The sequence below is a fragment of the Micromonospora sp. MH33 genome, from assembly GCF_003013775.1.
GTDB classification, from domain to species: Bacteria; Actinomycetota; Actinomycetes; order Mycobacteriales; family Micromonosporaceae; genus Micromonospora; species Micromonospora fulviviridis.
In genome coordinates this window covers 1-21,349 of record NZ_MUYZ01000091.1, presented here as the reverse complement: position 1 = coordinate 21,349, position 21,349 = coordinate 1, and the positions used below count along the sequence as shown (strand labels likewise).

The following is a 21,349-nucleotide window of genomic DNA, read 5'->3' as shown; positions in this document are numbered from 1 at the left end:
GCCAGCGGCACGCCCGCCCCGGCCAGGGCCGCGGCCCGGGTGGACCGGGGCGACCAGGCGGCGCCCCGGCGGCGGGCCCCGTCGGCGATCGCCTCGGCCACGTCGTCGTACTCCAGCTCTGGCCACTCGGTGCGGGCCGGGACGAGATGCAGCACCTCGCCGTCGCGGACGCCCTGGGGGAGCAGCGCCTGTGCGGTGGCCAGCACGGCGCCGTCGGTCCGCCGCAGCACCCAGCCGCCGTGCCGCTCGCCGTCGTCGGCCAGTCCCTCCCCGGCGTGCCGCAGCACCTCGGGCAGCAGCTCGGCCAGGGGGACCTGCTCCGGCAGGGCCACGTCGACCCGCCGCCGGGGGGCGCTGATCGTGACCCGGGCCAGCCCGCTTGTCATCGATTTCTCTCCATATCGAGCGGGAACGGTGGCTGACGGACGAGTGGACTTTACCTACGATGAGCCAGGCTCGGGTTACCGAGAGCCATGGGGAGGCTCAGTGTCCACTGTCGTCATCAAGCGGCCGCCACGCCGCCCGGCGCCGGAGATCCCGGCCGGTGAGCTGCCCGTGGAGGCGCCGCCGGAGATCCCCGCGGTGGCTGGCGGGCGCTGGCAGCAGGCGCTGATGGTGCTGCCGATGCTCGGCGGGACGGTGGCCATGGCGATGATGTTCGGCCGGGGCGGCGGCGCCTACTCGTACGTGGTGGGCGGCATGTTCGGGCTCTCCTCGGTGGCGATGCTGGTGACCTCCTGGGGCAGCGCCGGCCCGAAGAAGTCGGAGATGATGGCCGCCCGCCGGGAGTACCTGCGGCACCTGGCCGCCCTGCGCCGCCGCATCCGGGAGACCGCCGGGGCGCAGCGGGCCGGGCTCTACTACCGGCACCCCGACCCGGGGCGGCTCTGGTCGACCGTGGACAGCCACCGGGTCTGGGAGCGCCGGCCGGGCGACCCGGACTTCGCCGTGGTCCGGGTCGGGGTCGGGCCGCAGACGCTGGCCACCCCGCTGGTCCCGCCGGTCACCCGGCCGCTGGACGAGCTGGAGCCGATGACCGCGGGGGCGCTGCGGCGCTTCCTGGACGCGTACTCGGTGGTGCCGGACCTGCCGGTGGCGCTCTCGCTGCGCAGCTTCGCCCGGGTCTTCGTGCGCGGCCCGGCCGGCGGTGCTGGCTCGCCGGCCGCCCAGGCGCTGGCCCGGGCCGTGCTCACCCAGCTCGCCGTCTTCCACGCCCCCGACGAGCTGCTGATCGCGGTGTGCGCCGGGCCGGAACGGCGGGCGCGGTGGGAGTGGGTCAAGTGGCTGCCGCACGCCCACCACCCGGCGCGCACCGACGCGCTCGGCCCGGTCCGGCTGGTCACCAGCTCCGCGGCCGAGCTGGAACGGCTCCTCGACGACGTGCTGGGCAGCCGGTCCCGGTTCAGCCCGGCCGGCCCGGCCACCGACGGGCCGCACGTGGTGGTGGTGCTCGACGGCGGTGACCTGACCGGGGCCGCCGACCTGGCCGGCGACGGCGGGATCGACGCGGTCACCGTGCTCGACCTGGACACCCCGCCGCCCCGCCTGCTCGACCGGTACGCCCTCCTGCTCGACCTGGTCGACGGCCGGCTGCACTCGTACTCCGCCGATGGGCACGCCGAGGTGGGCGCGGCCGACGCGCTGGGGACGGCCGACGCCGAGGCGGTCGCCCGCCGGCTCGCGCCGCTGCGGCTGGCCGGCACGGTACGCGGACCGGACGCCCCGCCCGGCGCCGAGCCGGGCCTGCCCGAGCTGCTCGGCCTCGGCGACCCGGAGAACTTCACCGCCGAGCAGGGCTGGACGCCCCGGGCGGCCCGGGACCGGCTCCGGGTGCCGATCGGGGTGAGCGCCGACGGCGGGGCGATCGAGCTGGACCTCAAGGAGTCGGCGCAGGACGGAATGGGCCCGCACGGGCTGCTCATCGGCGCCACCGGCTCGGGCAAGTCGGAACTGCTCCGCACGCTGGTGCTCGGGCTGGCCGCCACGCACAGCTCGGAGCAGCTCAACTTCGTACTGGTCGACTTCAAGGGCGGCGCCACCTTCGCACCCTTCGAACGGCTGCCGCACACCGCCGCGGTGATCACCAACCTGGCCGACGCGCTGCCCCTGGTCGACCGGATGGTCGACGCCATCAACGGCGAGCTGATGCGCCGCCAGGAGCTGCTGCGCCGGGCCGGCAACTTCGCCGGCGTACGCGACTACGAGCGGGCCCGGGCAGCCGGCACCCCGCTCGCCCCGCTGCCGTCGCTGCTGCTCGTCTGCGACGAGTTCTCCGAACTGCTCTCCGCCAAGCCCGACTTCATCGACCTCTTCGTACAGATCGGCCGGCTGGGCCGGTCGCTCGGCGTGCACCTGCTGCTCGCCTCGCAGCGACTGGAGGAGGGTCGGCTGCGCGGGCTGGACACCCACCTGTCGTACCGGATCGGGCTGCGGACCTTCTCGGCGCTGGAGTCCCGGACGGTGCTCGGGGTGCCGGACGCGCACGAGCTGCCGCGCAGCCCGGGACACGGCTACCTGCGCTCGGGCACCGACCCGCTGGTCCGGTTCAAGGCCGCGTACGTCTCCGGCGCGGTACGCCGCCGCGGCGGCCCGGCGGGCGCGGCCGGCGCCGGCAACCCCCGGCTGCTCACCTTCTCCACCCACCTGGTGCCGACGCCCGAGCCGGCGATCCCGGCCGCCCTCACCGCCGAGGAGGAGAGCGGCGAGACCCTGCTCGACCTGCTCGTGGGGCGGCTGGCCGGCCAGGGCCCGCCGGCGCACCAGGTGTGGCTGCCCCCGCTCGACGAGTCCCCCACCCTCGACGAGCTGCTCGGCCCGGTCGGCGCCGACCCGGCCCGCGGGCTCACCGTGGGCAACCCGGAGCTGCACGGCGCCCTCCAGGTGCCGGTGGCCCTGGTGGACAAGCCGTTCGAGCAACGCCGCGACCTGTTCTGGCTGGCCCTGGACGGGGCCGCCGGGCACGTCGCGGTGGTCGGCACCACCCGCAGCGGCCGGTCCACCCTGCTCCGCACCCTGGTCTGCGCGCTAGCGCTCACCCACACCCCGGCCGAGGTGCAGGTCTACTGCCTGGACTTCGGCGGCGGGACGCTCGGGGCGCTGCGCGACCTGCCGCACGTCGGCGGGGTCAGCGGGCGGGCCGACGACACTGCGGTACGCCGGACCGTCGGCGAGATGGTCACCCTGCTGACCGAGCGGGAGCGGCGGTTCACCGAGGCGGGGGTGGAGTCGATGGCGGCCTGGCGCCGGCGGCGGGCCACGGCGACGGCCGGCGGCCGGCCCGGCACCGACCCGTTCGGCGACGTGTTCCTGGTGATCGACGGCTGGAACACCCTGCGCGGCGAGTACGAGGACCTGGAGCCGCTGGTCACCGAGCTGGCCACCCGGGGCCTGGCGTACGGGGTGCACGTGGTGGCGAGCGCGCTGCGCTGGTCGGATTTCCGGCCGGCGATCCGCGACCTCTTCGGCTCCCGGCTGGAGCTTCGCCTCGGCGATCCGGCCGACTCGGTGGTGGTCAAGCGCGCGCTGGCGGCGACCGTGCCGGAGGAGCGGCCGGGGCGCGGGATCACCGCGGGCGGGCTGCACTTCCTCGCCGCCGCGCCCCGGGTCGCCGGCCTGGGCGCCGAGACCGGGGACCTGGTCAAGGCGGTCGCCGGGGCCTGGGCCGGGCCGGCCGCGCCCCGGGTGCGGCTGCTCCCGCCGGTGCTGCCCTACGCCGAGCTGGACCAGGCCGCGACCACCGGGTTGGCCTTCCCCATCGGGGTGGCCGAGGCCGACCTGCGCCCGGTGGTGCTGGACTTCGCCACCGAGCCGAACTTCGTGGTCTTCGGCGACGCCGAGTGCGGCAAGTCCTCGTTCCTGCGCGCGCTGGCCACCTCGATCGTCCACCGGTTCACCCCGGAGCAGGCCCGGGTCATCCTGGTCGACTACCGGCGCAGCCTGATGGGCGCCGTCGAGACGGCGCACCTCATCGGGTACGGGACCGCCGCGCCGCACACCACCGAGCTGATCGAGTCGGCGGCCGGCTACCTCCAGGGGCGGCTGCCCGGGCCGCAGGTCACTCCGGCCGAGCTGCGCACCCGGTCGTGGTGGGCCGGGCCGGAGCTGTTCGTGCTGGTGGACGACTACGACCTGGTGGCCGGCGGGCCGACCAACCCGTTGCGGGCGCTGGAGGAGCACCTGCCGCACGCACGGGACGTCGGCCTGCACCTGGTGCTGGCCCGCCGCTCCGGAGGCGCCGGCCGGACCTCGTTCGAGCCGATCATCCAGCGGCTACGGGAGCTGTCCACGGCCGGGCTGGTGATGTCGGGCGGCCCGGAGGAGGGGCCGCTCGTCGGTCAGGTGAAGGCCGGTCCGCTGCCACCGGGCCGCGGTCGCCTGGTCACCCGGCGCGAGGGCGTACGCCTCGTCCAGCTGGCCCATCTCCCGCCCGGCTGACCGGTCTCACCGAGTTGCACCGTGACACGCGGGAAAACCGGTAATCTCCGAGCGGCATGTGTCTGACGCGATGAATGGCTGGGGAATGTGACCAGGGATCGGCAGGGAGTTCCCACCGCGCCGCCCCGGCGTCTCGCCGGACGCGTGGTGCTCGGCGCGGCGGCGGTCCTGGCCGCCGTGGCCGGTCCGCCGGCACCGCCCGCGCACGCCGCCCCGGCCCCGTCCGTCGCGATCCGCGAATCCGCCCGGCTGGCCCCGGTGAACCCGCTGGCCCGCGTCGACCCGGTCCGCGAAGAGCAGTGGCAGCTCGAGGAGTTGCGCGCGAGGACCGCCTGGCGCACGTCGACCGGCCGCGGCGTGGTGGTCGCGGTGATCGATTCCGGAGTGGACGGTTCCCATCCCGACCTGGCCGGCCAGGTGCTCCCCGGCCTGGACCTGGTCACGCCGGACGGCGCGGACGGGCCCGACCCGGTGGGCCACGGCACGACGGTGGCCGGGCTGATCGCCGGGCGGGCCGACGACGACCGCGGCGTGGTGGGGCTGGCGCCGGACGCGCGGATCCTCCCGGTCCGCGTGCTGGACGACGAGAACCGGTACGACGACGCCATGATCGTCGCCAAGGGCGTGCGCTGGGCGGTCGACAACGGCGCCCGCGTGATCAACCTGTCGCTGGGCGGCGGCGGGGACAGCCCGGCCCTGGCCGCGGCGCTCGACTACGCCTTCGCGCGGGACGTCGTGGTGGTCGCCTGCACCGGCAACCTGGCCACCTCGAACAGCCCGCAGGTCTGGTACCCGGCCCGCGAGCCGGGCGTGCTGGCGGTCGCTGGCCTGGACCGCAACAGCCAGAACCTCTGGTCGGGCTCGATCACCGGCCACCAGACCGTGCTCACCGCGCCGGCCACCGCGCTCTACGGCGCCCGTACCAACGGCGGCTACTGGCGGGTGCAGGGCACCAGCTTCGCGGCCCCGCTGGTCGCCGCGACGGCCGCGCTGGTCCGGTCCCGCTTTCCGCAGCTGTCCGCCGGGGATGTGGTCAACCGGCTGATCACCACGGCCCGGGACCTCGGCCCCACCGGGCGCGACGACCGGTTCGGCTACGGCCTCGTCGACCCGGTGGCCGCGCTCACCACCGACGTACCGCCGGTCGGCCGGAATCCGCTCGACGACAACGACTCTCCCGGCGTGGTGGGCTTCGGGCCGGCCCCCGGCGCGGGCCGGGACACCCGGGCCGCCGCGGCCGGGCAGGGTGGCGATCCGTTCGGCTACAACCCGAACCAGCAGGCCCGGTGGTCGGCCCGCCCGGCCGGCCAGGCCGACGACTCGGCGCCGGAGCGGCTCTGGACCGGCCTGGCCCTGTTCGTCGCCCTGGTCACCGGCACCGCGCTGATGGTCCGCCGGTTCCGGCAGTCCCGCCGCTGACCGGCGACGGCTCCAGCTCGGCGCGTGGTCGCCGCGCCGCGAGCTGGAGCCGTCGGTCCGGCCCGTCTGACCGGGCCCCAGCCTGGGTAGTGAACAGCGCATGAACACCTCCGGCGACCTGATCTCCCCGCAGGAGCGGTCGTGGCGGCGCCGCCGCCTCGACCCGGACCGATCGCTGGGTCTCCGGCTGACCCTGGCCGCCACCGCCGCCTTCCTGGTGCTGGTGCCGTTCGCCCTGCTCGCGCTGCTGGTGCTGGGCAGTTGGTCGCCGCTGTCCCGGCTGGACGCCTCGATCACCGACGCCCTGCACGGGTACGCCGTCGACCACCCGGCCTGGGTCCGGCTCATGGAGGTCTGGACCAACGTCTTCGGGCCCGGCCCGCTCCGGGTGGCCACCGCCGCGGCGGTGGTCTGGTTGCTGCTGCGCGGCGCGCCCCGGCTGGCCATCTGGGTGGTCACCACCATGACCGTCGGCGGGCTGCTCGGCGCGCTGCTCAAGCTGTTGGTGGGCCGGCACCGGCCGGACCTGCTCGACCCGGTGGCCCGGGCGGCCGGCTACTCCTTCCCGTCGGGCCACGCGCTGAACGCCACCCTGGCCGCCGGGGTGCTGCTGCTGGTCTTCCTGCCGTTCGCCCGGCACAGCCGGCCGCTGCGCGGCGCCCTCTGGACGGCGGCGGTGCTGATCGCGGTGGTGACCGGGCTCAGCCGGATCGCGCTGGGCGTGCACTGGACCAGCGACGTGGTCGGCGGCTGGCTGCTCGGCGTGGCGGTGGTCGCCGCCACCTCGGCCGCCTTCTCCACCTGGCGGACCCGGGTCGGTCGGCGGCCGGCGCGTACCGCCCGGGAGGGGGTCGAGCCGGAGTTGGCCGAACCGGGGCCGGACGGCCGCCACGCGTAGTCCGGCACCCGCCAGGGTAAAGGGCGGCTCATGTCCGATGTCGCGGTCCAGATCGCCCGGCGGGTCCTGCTGCCGATGGCCCTGCTCTTCTCCGTCCTGGTCGCGCTGGGTCTCCTGGTCACCCGGGTGCTCGCGAGGACCTGGCCGTTCACCGTGGAGGACGCGGTCAACCGCGAGCTGGCCGCGCACCGGTCCCCGGGCTGGAACGACGTCTCGCTGGTGTTCAGCACGCTGGCCAGCACCCAGCTGATCGTCGTGGTGACCGTGCTGGTGGCGTTGGTGCTGCGGCTGGTCCTGCACCGCTGGCGGGAGCCGATCTTCCTCTGCGCCGCGGTGAACGCGCAGGCGCTGATCTTCCTCTTCACCACGATGGCCATCGACCGGCGCCGCCCAGCCGTCGAGCACATGGACGACTCGCCGCCGACCTCCAGCTTCCCGTCCGGGCACACGTCCGCCGCGATGGCGCTCTACGTCGGCATCGCCGTGCTGCTCGCGCTGCGGGCGCGGAGCACCCCGGCCAAGGTCACCTGGTGGATGGTGCTGGTGCTGGTGCCGGTCGGGGTCGCGGTCACCCGGATGTACCGGGGCATGCACCATCCCAGCGACGTGGCGGCGTCCTTCCTCAACGGCGGCGTCTGCGTGGCGATCATGGCGCGGGCGGTGCTCGACCGCACGCTCACCTGGGGCCGGGCCAAACTGCCGGTCGGCCGCTCCGGCGACGACGTGACCCGGGCCGGCGCCGCCGCCGGCTGACCGCCGTCGCCCGCTGCCGGCTCAGGTGCACTCGCCGGTGGCCACTCCCCGGGTACGCTCCGCGCCGGCCAGCGCCACCGACCGCGCCTCGGCCGCGGTCACCGCGAAGCCGGTGTTCGGGTCGTCCGCGGCGGCCGCGAAGATCACGCCGAGCACCAGCCCGTTCGAGGAGACCAGCGGGCCGCCCGAGTTGCCGCTGCGGACCAGCGCCCGGATCGTGTAGATCTCCCGGGTCACGTCGCCGGACGAGTAGATGTCCGGCCCGGTGATCCGGTCGACGTCCCGGACCCGGGCCGGGCGGGCGTCGTACGGGCCGTCGAGGGGGAAGCCCAGCACGATGGCGTCGGCGCCGCTGCCGGCCTGCCCGGCGGCGAAGCGCAGCGACGGCCCGGGCAGCCCCGGTACGTGCAGCACGGCCAGGTCCCGCTCGGGGTCGTAGACGACGACCTCGCCGTCGTAGCGCTCGCCGCGCAGTTCCACCGCCACCGAGCGGGTGCCCGCCACGACGTGCGCGTTGGTCATCACCCGGTCGTCGGCGTACACGAAGCCGGAGCCCTCGATGCGGCGGGCGCAGCTCGGCGCGGAGCCCAGCACCTTCACGACCGACCGCTGGCTGTTCTTCACCACCTGGGAGTTGGCCAGCGCCGGGTCGGGTGGGGAGACCTGCCGGGCCCGGGTCGGCGCGAGGTCGCCGAAGACGTCCGGGAAGCCGTTGGTGTCGACCGTGTCGCGCAGCGCCGTGGACAGCTCCTGCGCCTTGTCCGGCAGCACCCGGTCGACCACGGTCAGCAGCGCGCTGTTGCGCACCGAGGAGGCCAGCCAGGGCACCGACGAGGAGCCCAGCGGCACGGCGACCAGCCAGGCCACCAGCATGAGGGCGAAGACCGAGATGATCGCGCCGCCGGCGTCGTCGATCTTCCGCCCGGCCGGCCCGGTGATCGCCGCCCGCAGGTTGGAGCCGAGCCAGCCGGCCAGCGCCTGCCCCAGCACGGCCAGCCCGAAGATGGCGACCAGGGAGATCAGCACGCGGGTGCCGCTGTCGGTGAACTGCCGGGCGACCAGCGGCCCGAGCTGCAGCCCCAGCAGCGCGCCCAGGAAGAAACCGGAGAACGACAGCGCCCCGATGACGAAGCCCTGACGGTATCCGCTGATCGCGAACACGAGCATGAGCAGGAGCAGTACGAGATCCACGGCGGACACGCCCCCAGGGTACGGGCACCGTGCCCGGAAGAGGCTGACCGCTCGCTGAACGTGACCTTCAGACCCGCGCCGGTGATCCCGGTCGGCTCAGCGGACCGGGCTCTCGTCGACCGCGTCGGTGCCGGCCGAGGGGGCCGGGGCGGCGCCGGTCGGCGGCAGCTCCACCACCCGGGAACGCGGCCACGGGCGGGCCCAGCCACCCATCTCCAGCAGCGTGTTCAGCACCCCGGCGGTGAAGCCCCAGACGAGCATGCCGCGCACCGAGAAAGCCGGGCCGATCCAGCCGCTCGGGTGGCGTACCTGCATCCGGTTCTCCGGGTCGACCAGCTCGGCGATCGGCAGCCGGGCGACGTGCGCCACCTCGGCCGGCTCGCGCGGGTGCACCGGGTGCGGGTCGTGCCACCAGGCGAGCACCGGGGTGACCAGGAAGTCGCTGACCGGGATCCACAGCTTGGGCAGCTCGGCCAGCACGGTCACGCTGGCCGGGTCGAGGTCGACCTCCTCGTTCGCCTCGCGCAGCGCGGTGGCGCTGGCGTCGGCGTCCTCCGGGTCGGCCGCGCCACCGGGGAAGGCCGGCTGCCCGGCGTGGTTGCGCAGCGTGGCGGCGCGCTGGAGGACCAGCACGTCCGGGCCGGTGCCCGACTCCTCGCCGAGCAGCACCAGCACCGCGCTCTCCCGACCGCCGCTCTCGGGGGTGGCGAGCCGGGTGAAGTCCTCGGCCCGCGCGGTGCCGAGTCGGTCGAGCAGCGGGTCGAGCCAGCCGGGCGGTCGGGTCACAGCCGCACCCCGAGGTGGGTACGCACCAGCTCGGCGAGGCGGGCGTCGTCGAGCGCGCCGGTCGAGTCGGTGTGCCGGATCCGCCCGTCGGCGCCGACCAGGACGGTCAGCGGGAAGGCGTTGCGGCCGAGCGCCCGCTCGAACGCGTCCCCCTGGTCGACCAGCATGGGGAACCGGACGCCGAAGTCCTCGCCGATGGACTGCGCGCCGCCGCGGCTGTCCCGGCTGTTGACCCCGATCACCTGGAACCGGCCGGCGGCCTGCTCGCTGAGTCGCTGGAAGGCGGGCAGCTCCTTGCGGCACGGCGGGCACCAGGACGCCCACACGTTGATCACCGCCGGCCCCTTGATGTCGCGGACGTTCACCGGGGCGCCCCCGGTGAAGCAGGAGAGGGCCAGGTCGGGCAGGGGGTCACCCGAGGCGCCGGAGGAGGCCGGGCCGGACGGCGGCGCGGCGGTCAGCGGGGCGCAGTCGGCGAACGGCGAGGGGCGCTCGGCCCGGGTGGCCGGCGCCGGGCCCGCCGGCTCCTCGGTGCTGCCGGTGCAGCCGGCAACCGCGAGCAGCAGCGGGACGAGCAGGTAGGCGAGCCGGCGGGTCACGGCACCTCCGCCGCGACCGCCTGCTGGGGCACCAGGTCGGGGTCGATGCCGACGGCTGCCGCCAGGTCCCGGGCGCGGGGACCCTTGAGCAGCTTGGCCGCGGCCACCGGATCGGTCGGCCCGGTGCCGTACGCCGGGCAGAGCTTCGCCAGCGTGCAGGCCCCGCAGGCCGGCTTGCGGGCGTGGCAGACCCGCCGGCCGTGGAAGATGATCCGGTGCGACAGCATCGTCCAGTCGCGCTTCGGATAGAGCGCGCCGATGGCGTGTTCGATCTTGACCGGGTCGGTTTCGGAAGTCAGCCCCCACCGCTGCACCAGCCGCTGGAAGTGGGTGTCGACGGTGATGCCGGGGACGTCGAAGGCGTTGCCGAGGATCACGTTGGCGGTCTTGCGCCCGATCCCGGGGAGGGTGACCAGGTCGGCGAGCCGGCCGGGGACCTCGCCGTCGTAGCGCTCGCAGAGGGCGCGGCCGAGGTTGATGAGCGAGCTGGTCTTGTTCCGGTAGAACCCGGTGGGCCGGATCAGCTCCTCCAGCTCGGCGCGGTCGGCGCCGGCGTAGTCCGCCGCGGTGCGGTAGCGGGCGAACAGCTTCGGGGTGACCTCGTTGACCTTCTTGTCCGTGCACTGGGCCGACAGGATCGTGGCGACGGACAGCTCCAGCGCGTTGGAGTGGTCGAGTTCACAGTGCGCGTCGGGGTGCGTCTCGGTCAGCACCCGGCCGATCCGCCGGGCGCGGCGCGTACGGCCGAGGTCGGTTTCGGGGGAGCGCGTGGTCACGCCGGCCAGCCTACGTCGCGGGGACGACGTCCCGGCGGGGCCCACGCGGGCGGCGGTACGCCTCAGCCACCCGCCGGAGCGCTGATCTTGCCGGCCCCGTCGAGCCGCGCCCCGCTCTGCGGGAAGTCGGCCCGGCTCACCTCGCGGACCAGCCCGAGGCCGCGGTCCTGCCGGTCGATGGCCGGCCGGCCCACGCTGTTCATCGCGGTCGAGGTGAACTCGCCCCCGACGAAGCGCCCCTCGGCGGTCAGCGACACCTTCAGCACGCCACCCCAGCCGAGCCGGCCCGAGCTGTTCAGCGACTTCCCGCCCCCGGCGAAGTTGCCCAGGCTGTAGGCGATCAGCCGCCCCTTGTAGAACTCCATCCCGCGCAGCACGTGCGGGCCGTGCCCGATCACCAGGTCGGCGCCGGCGTCGATCACGGCATGCGAGAAGCGGATCGGATCGCCCCGGTTCTCTCCGACGTACATCTCGGTGCCCGGCTTCACGTGACTCCGGTCGGCGCCCTCGGCGCCCATGTGCACCTGCACCACGACCAGGTCGGCCATCCCCTTGGCCATGGTGATGACCTGCTTGGCCGCGTCGAGGTCGATCAGGCTGTTCGACCAGGGGTACGACGAGAAGCCGGCCACCGCCACCTTGATGCCCTTGACGTCGACCACGGTGATCTCGCCGGGCGCGCCGGTGTGCTTGAGCCCGTGCGCCTCCAGCGCCGACTGGGTGTTCTCGTAGCCCTGCTGGCCGTAGTCGTAGCCGTGGTTGTTGGCCTGGTTGAGCAGCTGGAACCCGGCCGTGCGCAGGTGCGCCGCCCAACCCGGGGGCGCCCGGAACTGGTAGCAGTTCTTCGGCTGCGGGCCGCACTTGCCGGCGCCGGTGTCGTCGGTGAGCGGCTCCTCCAGGTTGCCCATCACCAGGTCGCCCTTGAGCGCGGCCTTGACGTCGTCGAAGAAGCCCTTCCCGCCGTTCGGCGGCAGCCGGGACGGGGCGTTGCCCATGATCACGTCACCGGTCGCGGTCAGCGAGATCGACTTCTCCGCCGGCTCGCCCGACGCGTCGGGCTGGTCGGCCTCGGCGGGACCCGCCGAGGCGGTAGACCCCCCGCCCTGGCCCGGCTGCCAGATCGGCCCGTCGCTGGAACCGTCGCCGCACCCGGCGGCGAGCGCGACGACGAGCAACGCGCCGATGGCCGCGGCGAGGCGCTTGCCGATGGCTGGAGAGCGACGCGCGCCGGTGGCCGCGGAGAGGCGGCGACGGGGACGAGGCACGGAGCGGGAGGGAGCGTACATCGTGCGCGACGCTACCGTCCCGGGAATGCCGCGACGAGGGCCGATCGGTCGGAAAACCCGATCGGCCGGGCGGGCCGGCCCATCCTCAACCCGCCCGCCGGTCGGACCAGGGCACCACCGTGCCGGCGCCACCGGCCAGGACGGCCGCGTGCACGGCCCGGGCCAGCGGAGCGCCCCAGGTCGAGCGGGGGCCGCCGTACGGGGCCGGCTCGCCGTCGGCCGGGCAGAGCACGGTGACCGCGTCGGTGGGGGTGCCGGTGGCCGGCAACCCCAGCTCCCAGATCGCCTGGGCCTTCGCCTCGGTGGCCGTGGCCACCGCGTTGACCAGGGCGGCGTCGCCGAGCCGGACCGGGACGTGCACGACGATGTTGACCGTGCCGACCCGCTGGGCGGGCGCGGCGGGCTCGGGCTCGGCCGCCCAGACCGGGGTGCCGAGGCCGACCGTCGCCCAGACCCGTACGCCGCCGTCCGTGCGGGCCACCACCTCGGTCACGTCGACCCCGGTCAGCAGCCCGACGCCGGGCCCGGCCAGACCGACTCCGCCGGCCAGCTCGGCCAGGTGCGCGGCCGGGTCGTCCCGGTCGTACGACATCGGCACCGTCGCGTTGATCACCCACCGGCGTACGCCGATCCCCCCGCCCAGCGGGGCGGAGCCGACCGCCAGCAGCGGCGCCTCGGCCCGCCAGACCAGCAGCGGGATGTCCGACCCGTCCTCGGGCCGGCTGGTCAGGAACGGCTCGCTCAGCACGCCGGTCACCCTACGATCACAGGTGGGGACGGGTGGTGGCGGCCCGCACCGGAGGCGGGATCCTAGTCGTTGACCGGGTCGGGCAGGTTACGCCCAACGATCAAGATTCCAGGGGTGCACCTCTGATTCCTGCTCATGTGCGCCTAGACTGGCGGCGCGCGAGGGATCAGCGGACGGCGGACCCGGCCGACGGACGGCACGCGCAAGCGGAGGTGCGCGATGGACGAGGTACTGGCCCGCAGCGGGATCTTCCAGGGTGTCGACCCGGAGGCTGCCGAGGCGCTCGCCAAGGAGATGGAGACGATCGAGGTCCGCAAGGGCGAGGTCGTCTTCAACGAGGGCGAGCCCGGCGACAGTCTCTACATCCTCCTGTCCGGCAAGATCAAGGTAGGCCGCCGCGCGGCGGACGGCCGGCAGAACCTGATCGCCGTGATGGGCCCGTCGGACATGGTCGGCGAGCTGTCGCTCTTCGACCCCGGCCCGCGTACGGCGACGGCCACGGCGGTCACCGACACCCGGCTGGTCCGGCTGCGCAAGCAGGCGCTGCGCCCCTGGCTGAACAACCGGCCCGAGATCGCCGAGCAGCTGCTGCGGGTGCTGGCCCGCCGGCTGCGCCGGACCAACGACTCGCTGGCCGACCTGATCTTCACCGACGTGCCGGGCCGGGTCGCCAAGAACCTGCTGCAGATGGCCGGCCGGTTCGGCACCCGCGACGGCGGCGTGCTGCGGGTGACCCACGACCTGACCCAGGAGGAGATCGCCCAGCTCGTCGGCGCCTCCCGGGAGACCGTCAACAAGGCCCTGGCCGACTTCGCCTCGCGCGGCTGGCTGCGGCTGGACGGCAAGAGCATCATCATCCTCGACCCGGAGCGCCTGGCCCGCCGCGCGCGGGTCTGACCCCTCCCACCAACGTCCCGGCCCGGCCCGCCTCCGCGGTCCGGGCCGGTCCCGTCCTGGGCTCCGGGCGCGGAACCCGTCCCGGCGCAGGGACACCGCGGTCCGGGCCGGTCCCGTCCTGGGCGCCCGGGCGCGGAACCCGGCCCGGCGCAGGGACACCGCGGTCCGGGCCGGTCCCGGCTCTGCCCGGCGCAGAACCGCTGGACCATCCGCCCGTCGCGGCGCAGGCTGGGGCGATGATCGAGCGGGTAGCTGTCCTCTCCGACATCCACGGCGCGCTGCCGGCGCTGGAGGCCGTCCTGGCCGAGCCGGACGTGGCCGCCGCCGACCTGATCGTGCTGACCGGCGACATCGCGGCCGGCCCGCAGCCGGTCGAGGTGCTCGACCTGCTCGCCTCGCTCGGCGACCGGGCCTGCTGGGTTGGCGGCAACGCCGACCGCGAACTGGTCGAGGCACGGGCCGGGCGACCGGCGCAGATCGAGGTGTCCAACTGGGCCGCGACCCAGCTCCGCGACGACCAGGTGGCCCGCCTGGCCGCGCTGCCGCCGACCGTCACGCTGCCGGTCGCCGGCCTCGGCCAGGTGCTCTTCTGCCACGCCACGCCCCGGGACGACGAGGAGGTGGTGCTTGTCGACTCCCGGCTGGAACGGTGGGCCGAGGTCTTCGCCGGGCTGCCGGCCGAGGTGGGCACGGTCGTCTGCGGGCACACCCACATGCCGTTCACCCGGCTGGTCGACCGCCGCCTGGTGGTCAACCCGGGCAGCGTCGGCATGCCGTACGGCGGCGCGGGCGCCTGGTGGGCGCTGCTCGGGCCGGGCGTGCAACTGCGCCGGACCGGCTTCGACGTGGACGCCGCCTGCGCCCGGGTGGCCGCCGAGTCGGGCTTCCCGGACGCCGCCGCCTGGGCCGACGAGTACCTGCGCTCCCGCCACTCCGACGCCGACGCGCTCACCGTCTTCGGCCCACGCGACGGCCGCTGACCGCCGGAGGCCGGACCAGCGAGGGCGCGCGAGAAGTGTGAATCGTCTGTGACATCAGCTCCCCGGTGGCCGCCGCGAGATCGGCCGGCGAGCCGGACGACCGCCCTAGAAAAAGTCAGGCTTGACTGTTTGTTTCGGGGGCGGCACGCTGTCCCCGTGCCCACCGCATCGACCCGCGTCCCTCAGCAGGAGCGCAGCCGCGCCACCCAGGCCCGGCTGCTGGAGGCGACCGTCGAGTGCCTGGTGGAGCACGGCTGGTCCGGCACCACCACGACCGTGGTGGCGGCCCGGGCGGGCGTCTCCCGGGGCGCCCAGCTGCACCACTACCCGACCAAGGCCGCCCTGGTCACCGCCGCGGTCACCCACCTCACCGAGCGCCGGGCGGCGGAGCTGCGCACCGAGGCCGCCGCGCTGCCGGCCGGCCCGCGGCGGCTCGACCGGGTGGTCGACCTGCTCGCCGCCGCCTTCACCGGGCCGCTCTTCGTCGCCGCGCTGGAGCTGTGGGTGGCCGCCCGCACCGACGCCGAACTGCGCGACGCCCTGGTCCCGCTCGAAGCCCGGGTGGGCCGGGAGATGCACCGGCTGACCGTCGAGCTGCTCGGCGTGGACGAGCGGCGACCCGGCGTCCGCGAGGCGGTGCAGGCCACCCTCGACCTGCTCCGCGGCCTCGGCGTGGCCAACCTGCTCAGCGACGACTCGGCCCGCCGCGCCGCCCTGCTGCACACCTGGAAGCGCCAGCTCGCCGCCCTGCTCACCCCCGACGCCGGCCCGCCCACGCCCGGGAGCGCGCGGCCGCACTGACTCCCCGGAGGCCCCATGGCCGACCTGACAGCCCTGCTCGCGGACCTGACCGCCGAGTCCGAGCAGCTCGACGCCCTCGTCGCGCCGCTGCCGCCGGAAGCCTGGGCGCGGCCGACCCCGGCTCCCGGGTGGAGCGTCGCCCACCAGATCGCCCACCTGGCCTGGACCGACCACGTGGCCCACCTCGCGGCGACCGACACCGCGGCGTTCTTCGCCTCCGTCACCGGCGCCCCGGATCCGTCCCGGCTGGTCGACGACGGCGCCGAGGCGTTCCTCGCCCCGCCCGCCGCGCTGCTGGCCCGCTGGCGGGCGGGCCGGGCCGCGCACGCGGCGGCGCTCGCCGCCGCACCGGCCGGGGAGAAGCTGCCCTGGTACGGCACCCGGATGTCGCCCGCCTCGATGGCGACCGCCCGGCTCATGGAGACCTGGGCGCACGGCGAGGACGTGGCCGACGCGCTGGGCGTCCGGCGTACCCCGACGGCCCGGCTGCGGCACGTCGCGCACCTGGGCTTCCGTACCCTCGGGCACGGCTTCGCGGCGCACGGCCGCGCGGTGCCGACGGCGCCGGTCCGGGTCGAGCTGGTGGCACCTGACGGGGACACCTGGGCCTTCGGGCCGGAGGACGCGGCCGACCGGGTCACCGGCCCGGCGCTCGACTTCTGCCTGCTGGTGACCCAGCGCCGGCACCGCGCCGACGTGACGCTGGTCGCCACCGGGCCGGTCGCCGACGAGTGGCTGGACGTGGCCCAGGCGTTCGCGGGGCCGCCCGGCGGGAAGCGGGCGGCGGCGGGCAGCGGGGTGGTCCGGTGAGCGTGCTGCGGATCGGCAACGCGTCCGGCTTCTACGGCGACCGCCTCTCCGCCTGGCGGGAGATGCTCGACGGCGGCGAGCTGGACGTGCTGACCGGCGACTACCTGGCCGAGCTCACCATGCTGATCCTCGGCCGGGACCGGATGCGCGACCCCTCGCTCGGCTACGCGAAGACGTTCCTGCGCCAGCTGGAGGGCACCCTCGGCACCGCGCTGGAGCGCGGGGTCCGGCTGGTCACCAACGCCGGCGGGCTCAACCCGGCCGGGCTGGCCGCCGCGATCGGCGCGCTCGCCGACCGGCTCGGCCTCACCGTCCGGATCGGGTACGTCGAGGGCGACGCCCTCGCCCGGCCGGACGCGTTGACCGCGAACGCCTACCTGGGGGCGTTCGGGATCGCGGCCTGCCTCGACGCCGGGGCGGACGTGGTGGTCACCGGGCGGGTGAGTGACGCCTCGCTGGCGGTCGGCCCGGCCATCTCCCGCTTCGGCTGGACCCGGGACGACCTCGACGCGCTGGCCGGCGCGACCGTCGCGGGGCACCTCATCGAGTGCGGGGCGCAGGTCACCGGCGGCAACTACAGCTTCTTCACCGAACTGCCCGACGGCGGCCACCGCCCCGGCTTCCCGATCGCCGAGCTGCACCCGGACGGCTCCGCGGTGCTCACCAAGCACCCCGGCACCGGCGGCGCGGTCACCGTCGAGACGGTCACCGCCCAACTGCTGTACGAGGTGGGCGGGCCGGCGTACCTCGGGCCGGACGTGGTCACCCGGCTGGACACCGTGGAGCTGGCCCAGGAGGGGCCGGACCGGGTGCGGGTCACCGGTGTCCGGGGCACGCCCCCGCCGGACACCCTCAAGGTGGGCGTCAACAACCTGGGCGGCTTCCGCAACTCGATGACGTTCGTGCTCTGCGGGCTGGACATCCCGGCCAAGGCGGCCCTGGTCCGGGAGCAGTTGGAGGAGGCGGTCGGCAAGGAGGGGCTGGAGTTCACGCTGGCCCGGACCGACCACCCGGACGCCACCGACACCGAGGCGGCGAGCGCGTTGCTGCACGTACACCTGCGGGACGGCGACAAGGCGCGGGCCGGGCGGGCCTTCTCGGCGGCCGCCGTGGAGCTGGCGCTGGCCTCCTACCCGGGCTGCACCCTGACCACCCTGCCCGGCGACGCCACCCCGTACGGGGTGTTCACCGCCGACGCCGTGCCGCAGGACGCGGTCGCGCACGTGGCCGTGCTGCCGGACGGGGCGCGGGTGCCCATCGCCCCGCCGGCGCGGACGGGGGCGCCGCCGGCGTACGGGTCGGTGCCCGCACCGGAGTTCGACACCGGGCCGACCCGGCGGGCACCGCTCGGCGAGCTGGTCGGGGCGCGGTCGGGCGACAAGGGCGGGGACGCCAACCTCGGCGTCTGGGCCCGCACCGACGCCACCTGGGCCTGGCTGCGCGGCTGGTTGACCGTCGCGCGGCTGGCCGAGCTGCTGCCGGAGACGGGACCGCTGACCGTCGAGCGGTACGAGCTGCCGAACCTGCGCGCGGTCAACTTCGTGATCCGGGGGCTGCTCGGCCAGGGCGTGGCCGCCTCCACCCGCTTCGACCCGCAGGCCAAGGCGCTCGGCGAGCTGCTCCGTTCCCGGATCGTCGACCTGCCCGCCGACCTCACCCCGGGGGTGCCGTCGTGACCATCGTGGACACTCCCGAGCGGCGGCAGCTCCGCGAGCTGACCCGGGCCTTCGTGACCAAGGAGGTCCTGCCCTACCTGGACGACTGGGAGCGGGCCGGCGAGGTGCCCCGGTCGCTGCACGAGACCGCCGCGAAGATCGGGCTGCTCGGCATCGGCTTCCCCGAGTCGGTCGGCGGCAGCGGCGGGGACCTGCTCGACTCGATTCTGGTCACCGAGGAGATCATCCGCTCGGGCGGCTCGTCCGGGCTGGTCGCGGCCCTGTTCACGCATGGCATCGCGCTGCCGCACATCGTCGCCGCCTGCGGCGGCGGTGCTGGCTCAGTGGCCGCCGGCCCGCAGCACCTGATCGAACGGTACGTGCGGCCGACGCTCGCCGGGACGATGATCGGCGCGCTGGCGATCACCGAGCCGGACGGCGGCTCCGACGTGGCGGGCATCCGCACCTGCGCCCGGCGGGACGGCGATCACTACGTGGTGAACGGGTCGAAGACCTACATCACCAGCGGTGTCCGGTCCGACTTCGTGACCACCGCCGTCTGCACCGACTTCCCCGGCTCCGGCTCGCTGAGCCTGCTCGTGATCGAGAAGGACATGCCCGGCTTCACCGTCGGCCGGCGGCTGGAGAAGCTGGGCTGGCACTGCTCCGACACCGCCGAGCTCTCCTTCGTCGACGTCCGGGTGCCGGTGGCGAACCGGATCGGCCCGGAGGACACCGGCTTCCTGGCGATCATGCAGCAGTTCGCCACCGAACGGCTCTCCCTGGCCACCCAGGCCTACGCCACCGCGCAGCGCTGCGTGGAGCTGGCCACCCGCTGGTGCCGGGACCGGTCCACCTTCGGCCGCCCGCTGGCCAGCCGGCAGCTCGTCCGGCACCGGCTGGCCGAGATGCACACGCGCGCCGAGGCGGCCCGGGCGTACGTGCACGACGTGGCCGAGCGGGTCGCCGCGGGCGAGCCGGTCGTGACCGAGGTGGCGATGGCGAAGAACGTCGCGGTGGCAGCCTGCGACTTCGTCGTCGACGCGGCGCTGCAACTGCACGGCGGCTTCGGCTACCTGCGTGACGCCGAGGTGGAACGGCACTACCGGGACGCCCGGATCCTCGGCATCGGCGGCGGCACCACGGAGATCATGAACGAGATCATCGCGAAGGGCATGGGCCTGTGACGACACTGGACAGCGAGCTCGACCCGTCCTCGCCGACCTACCGGGCCAACCGGGCGGCCCTGCTGGAGCGCCTCGCCGAGCTGGAGGCCGCGCTCGACCAGGCCCGGGCCGGTGGCGGCGAGAAGTACGTGACCCGGCACCACCAGCGCGGCAAGCTGCTCCCCCGGGAGCGGATCGAGCTGTTGCTGGACCCGGACAGCCCGTTCCTGGAGCTGTCGCCGGTGGCTGCCTACGGCACCGACTTCCCGGTCGGCGCCAGCACGGTCACCGGCATCGGCGTGGTCGAGGGCGTGGAGTGCCTCGTGGTCGCCAACGACCCCACGGTACGCGGCGGGGCGGTGAACCCCTGGGCGCTCGCCAAGACCCGGCGGGCCGGCGAGATCGCCCTGGCCAACCGGCTGCCGATGGTGAACATGGTCGAGTCCGCCGGCGCGGACCTGCCCACCCAGGCGGAGATCTTCATCCCGGGCGGCCGGGTGTTCCGGGACCTCACCCGGCTCTCCGCGGCGAAGATCCCCACGGTCAGCGTGGTCTTCGGCAACGCCACCGCGGGTGGCGCGTACGTGCCGGGCATGTCCGACTACACGATCATGATCCGGGACCGGTCGCAGGTCTACCTGGCCGGGCCGCCGCTGGTGAAGATGGCCACCGGCGAGGTCATCGACGACGAGTCGCTGGGCGGGGCGGCCATGCACGCCACGAGGTCCGGCCTGGCCGACTTCCTCGCCGAGGACGAGCGGGACGGCATCCGGCTGGCCCGGCAGTGCGTACGCCGGCTCAACCGGCGCAAGCAGGGTCCGCCGCCGCGCAACCCATTCCCCCAGCCACCCAAGTACGACCCGGACGAGCTGCTCGGCATCGCCAGCGCCGACCTCAAGGTGCCGTTCGACCCGCGCGAGGTGCTGGCCCGGGTCCTGGACGGCAGCGAGTTCGACGAGTTCAAGCCGAACTACGGCACCGCGCTGGTCACCGGCTGGGGCGAGTTGCACGGCTACCCGGTCGGCGTGCTGGCCAACGCCCGGGGCGTGCTGTTCAGCGAGGAGGCGCAGAAGGCCGCCCAGTTCATCCAGCTCGCCAACGCCGCCGACACCCCGCTGGTCTTCCTCCAGAACACCACCGGCTACATGGTCGGCACGGAGTACGAGCAGCGCGGCATCATCAAGCACGGCGCCCTGATGATCAACGCGGTGTCCAACTCGACGGTCCCGCACCTGACGGTCAACCTCGGCGCCTCCTACGGGGCCGGCAACTACGGCATGTGCGGCCGGGCGTACGAGCCGCGGTTCCTGTTCACCTGGCCGAACGCCAAGTCCGCCGTGATGGGGCCGGCGCAGCTCGCCGGGGTGCTGTCGATCGTCGCCCGGCAGGCCGCCGCCGCCCGGGGCCGCGACTACGACGAGGACTCCGACGCCGCCATGCGGATGATGGTCGAGCAGCAGATCGAGTCCCAGTCCGGGGCACTCTTCCTCTCCGGCCGGCTCTACGACGACGGGGTGATCGACCCCCGGGACACCCGTACCGTCCTGGGGCTCTGCCTGTCGGCGATCCACAACGGACCGGTGAAGGGCGCCGACGGCTTCGGCGTCTTCCGGATGTGAGAGGGCTACCAAAATGATCCAGAGATTGTTGGTCGCCAACCGGGGCGAGATCGCCCGCCGGATCTTCGCCACCTGCCGCACGCTCGGCATCACCACGATCGCGGTGCACTCCGACGCGGACGCCGGCGCGCCCTTCGTGGCCGGGGCCGACCTGGCCGTCCGGCTGCCCGGGAACACACCGGCCGAGACGTACCTGCGGATCGACCTCGTCCTGGACGCGGCCCGAGGGGCCGGCGCGGACGCGGTCCACCCGGGCTACGGCTTCCTGGCCGAGAACGCCGACTTCGCCGCGGCCGTCACCGACGCGGGGCTGACCTGGGTCGGCCCGCCGGCCAAGGCGATCGCCGCGATGGGCGACAAGATGGCGGCCAAGGCGCTGCTCGCCGACGCGGGCGTGCCGATGCTGCCGACCTGGACCGAGGCCGACCAGGTGACGGGCTTCCCGGTGCTGGTCAAGGCGGCCGCGGGCGGCGGCGGCCGGGGCATGCGGGTGGTCCGCGACGCCGCCGGGCTCGCCGAGGCCGTGGCGGG

Annotated in this window: 19 protein-coding genes; 12 read left to right on the top strand and 7 right to left on the bottom strand. The window is 75.0% G+C overall.

From position 1 onward, the window contains the following. Positions 1-386 (bottom strand): EsaB/YukD family protein (locus B0E53_RS16205; protein ID WP_210406084.1); only part of this gene is annotated, 386 nt, incomplete at its 3' end. A gap of 100 nt (positions 387-486) precedes the next feature. Between B0E53_RS16205 and eccCa the strand changes: the two genes are divergently transcribed. The 4 genes from eccCa to B0E53_RS16185 all read left to right on the top strand — a co-directional run bounded on the left by eccCa (position 487) and on the right by B0E53_RS16185 (position 7,504). Beyond that, complete coding sequence (eccCa, locus tag B0E53_RS16200) at positions 487-4,434, top strand: type VII secretion protein EccCa (RefSeq protein ID WP_107076838.1); 3,948 nt, start codon at positions 487-489, stop codon at positions 4,432-4,434. An 87-nt stretch (positions 4,435-4,521) separates the two neighbouring features. Further along, positions 4,522-5,853 (top strand): type VII secretion-associated serine protease mycosin, encoded by a 1,332-nt coding sequence (gene mycP, locus B0E53_RS16195; protein ID WP_107076837.1) that lies wholly within the window; start codon positions 4,522-4,524, stop codon positions 5,851-5,853. Positions 5,854-5,953: 100 nt separating this feature from the next. Further along, entirely contained in the window at positions 5,954-6,751 is a 798-nt protein-coding gene (locus B0E53_RS16190; RefSeq protein ID WP_107076836.1) for a phosphatase PAP2 family protein, read from the top strand. Between the two features lie 30 nt (positions 6,752-6,781). Beyond that, on the top strand, positions 6,782-7,504 hold the full coding sequence (locus B0E53_RS16185; protein ID WP_107076835.1) for a phosphatase PAP2 family protein: 723 nt from the start codon (positions 6,782-6,784) through the stop codon (positions 7,502-7,504). Between the two features lie 21 nt (positions 7,505-7,525). Here the strand turns inward: B0E53_RS16185 and B0E53_RS16180 are convergent, their stop codons facing one another. The 6 genes from B0E53_RS16180 to B0E53_RS16155 all read right to left on the bottom strand — a co-directional run bounded on the left by B0E53_RS16180 (position 7,526) and on the right by B0E53_RS16155 (position 12,890). Further along, a complete protein-coding gene (locus B0E53_RS16180; protein ID WP_107076834.1) occupies positions 7,526-8,704 on the bottom strand; it encodes a MarP family serine protease in 1,179 nt (392 codons plus the stop codon). 87 nt (positions 8,705-8,791) lie between these two features. Continuing rightward, positions 8,792-9,481, bottom strand: a complete 690-nt coding sequence (locus B0E53_RS16175) for a CoA pyrophosphatase (RefSeq protein WP_107076833.1) — start codon at positions 9,479-9,481, stop codon at positions 8,792-8,794. Beyond that, complete coding sequence (locus tag B0E53_RS16170; protein ID WP_107076832.1) at positions 9,478-10,080, bottom strand: TlpA disulfide reductase family protein; 603 nt, start codon at positions 10,078-10,080, stop codon at positions 9,478-9,480. The genes B0E53_RS16175 and B0E53_RS16170 overlap by 4 nt, the downstream gene beginning before the upstream one ends. Then, positions 10,077-10,856 (bottom strand): endonuclease III, encoded by a 780-nt coding sequence (gene nth / locus B0E53_RS16165; protein ID WP_107076831.1) that lies wholly within the window; start codon positions 10,854-10,856, stop codon positions 10,077-10,079. Before nth ends, B0E53_RS16170 begins: the two co-directional genes overlap by 4 nt. Before the next feature lie 62 nt (positions 10,857-10,918). Then, a complete protein-coding gene (locus B0E53_RS16160) occupies positions 10,919-12,142 on the bottom strand; it encodes a CapA family protein (protein ID WP_107076830.1) in 1,224 nt (407 codons plus the stop codon). Positions 12,143-12,227: 85 nt separating this feature from the next. Beyond that, positions 12,228-12,890 (bottom strand): adenosylcobinamide amidohydrolase, encoded by a 663-nt coding sequence (locus B0E53_RS16155; RefSeq protein WP_107076839.1) that lies wholly within the window; start codon positions 12,888-12,890, stop codon positions 12,228-12,230. A 219-nt stretch (positions 12,891-13,109) separates the two neighbouring features. Between B0E53_RS16155 and B0E53_RS16150 the strand changes: the two genes are divergently transcribed. The 8 genes from B0E53_RS16150 to B0E53_RS16115 all read left to right on the top strand — a co-directional run. Next, entirely contained in the window at positions 13,110-13,787 is a 678-nt protein-coding gene (locus B0E53_RS16150; RefSeq protein WP_007073398.1) for a Crp/Fnr family transcriptional regulator, read from the top strand. A gap of 236 nt (positions 13,788-14,023) precedes the next feature. Then, positions 14,024-14,767, top strand: a complete 744-nt coding sequence (locus B0E53_RS16145; protein ID WP_107076829.1) for a metallophosphoesterase family protein — start codon at positions 14,024-14,026, stop codon at positions 14,765-14,767. A gap of 156 nt (positions 14,768-14,923) precedes the next feature. Further along, positions 14,924-15,568: a TetR/AcrR family transcriptional regulator gene (locus B0E53_RS16140; protein ID WP_107076828.1), complete on the top strand. Its 645-nt coding sequence runs from the start codon at positions 14,924-14,926 to the stop codon at positions 15,566-15,568. Between the two features lie 15 nt (positions 15,569-15,583). Beyond that, positions 15,584-16,378, top strand: coding sequence for a TIGR03084 family metal-binding protein (locus B0E53_RS16135; protein ID WP_107076827.1), 795 nt, complete (start codon positions 15,584-15,586; stop codon positions 16,376-16,378). After that, complete coding sequence (locus B0E53_RS16130) at positions 16,375-18,054, top strand: acyclic terpene utilization AtuA family protein (RefSeq protein WP_107076826.1); 1,680 nt, start codon at positions 16,375-16,377, stop codon at positions 18,052-18,054. Before B0E53_RS16135 ends, B0E53_RS16130 begins: the two co-directional genes overlap by 4 nt. Continuing rightward, positions 18,051-19,220, top strand: coding sequence for an acyl-CoA dehydrogenase family protein (locus B0E53_RS16125; RefSeq protein ID WP_107076825.1), 1,170 nt, complete (start codon positions 18,051-18,053; stop codon positions 19,218-19,220). The genes B0E53_RS16130 and B0E53_RS16125 overlap by 4 nt, the downstream gene beginning before the upstream one ends. Continuing rightward, a complete protein-coding gene (locus tag B0E53_RS16120) occupies positions 19,217-20,818 on the top strand; it encodes a carboxyl transferase domain-containing protein (RefSeq protein WP_107076824.1) in 1,602 nt (533 codons plus the stop codon). The genes B0E53_RS16125 and B0E53_RS16120 overlap by 4 nt, the downstream gene beginning before the upstream one ends. A 13-nt stretch (positions 20,819-20,831) precedes the next feature. Then, positions 20,832-21,349, top strand: a 518-nt coding sequence (locus B0E53_RS16115) for a biotin carboxylase N-terminal domain-containing protein (protein WP_281492869.1), incomplete at its 3' end; no start/stop codon positions are given.

What these genes read in the sequence shown, in the direction of transcription:
- B0E53_RS16190 (WP_107076836.1), top strand. Translation starts at nt 5,954, where the DNA reads ATGAACACCTCCGGCGACCTGATCTCCCCGCAGGAGCGGTCGTGGCGG.
- B0E53_RS16185 (WP_107076835.1), top strand. Translation starts at nt 6,782, where the DNA reads ATGTCCGATGTCGCGGTCCAGATCGCCCGGCGGGTCCTGCTGCCGATG.
- B0E53_RS16160 (WP_107076830.1), bottom strand. Translation starts at nt 12,142, where the DNA reads ATGTACGCTCCCTCCCGCTCCGTGCCTCGTCCCCGTCGCCGCCTCTCC.
- B0E53_RS16150 (WP_007073398.1), top strand. Translation starts at nt 13,110, where the DNA reads ATGGACGAGGTACTGGCCCGCAGCGGGATCTTCCAGGGTGTCGACCCG.
- B0E53_RS16145 (WP_107076829.1), top strand. Translation starts at nt 14,024, where the DNA reads ATGATCGAGCGGGTAGCTGTCCTCTCCGACATCCACGGCGCGCTGCCG.
- B0E53_RS16135 (WP_107076827.1), top strand. Translation starts at nt 15,584, where the DNA reads ATGGCCGACCTGACAGCCCTGCTCGCGGACCTGACCGCCGAGTCCGAG.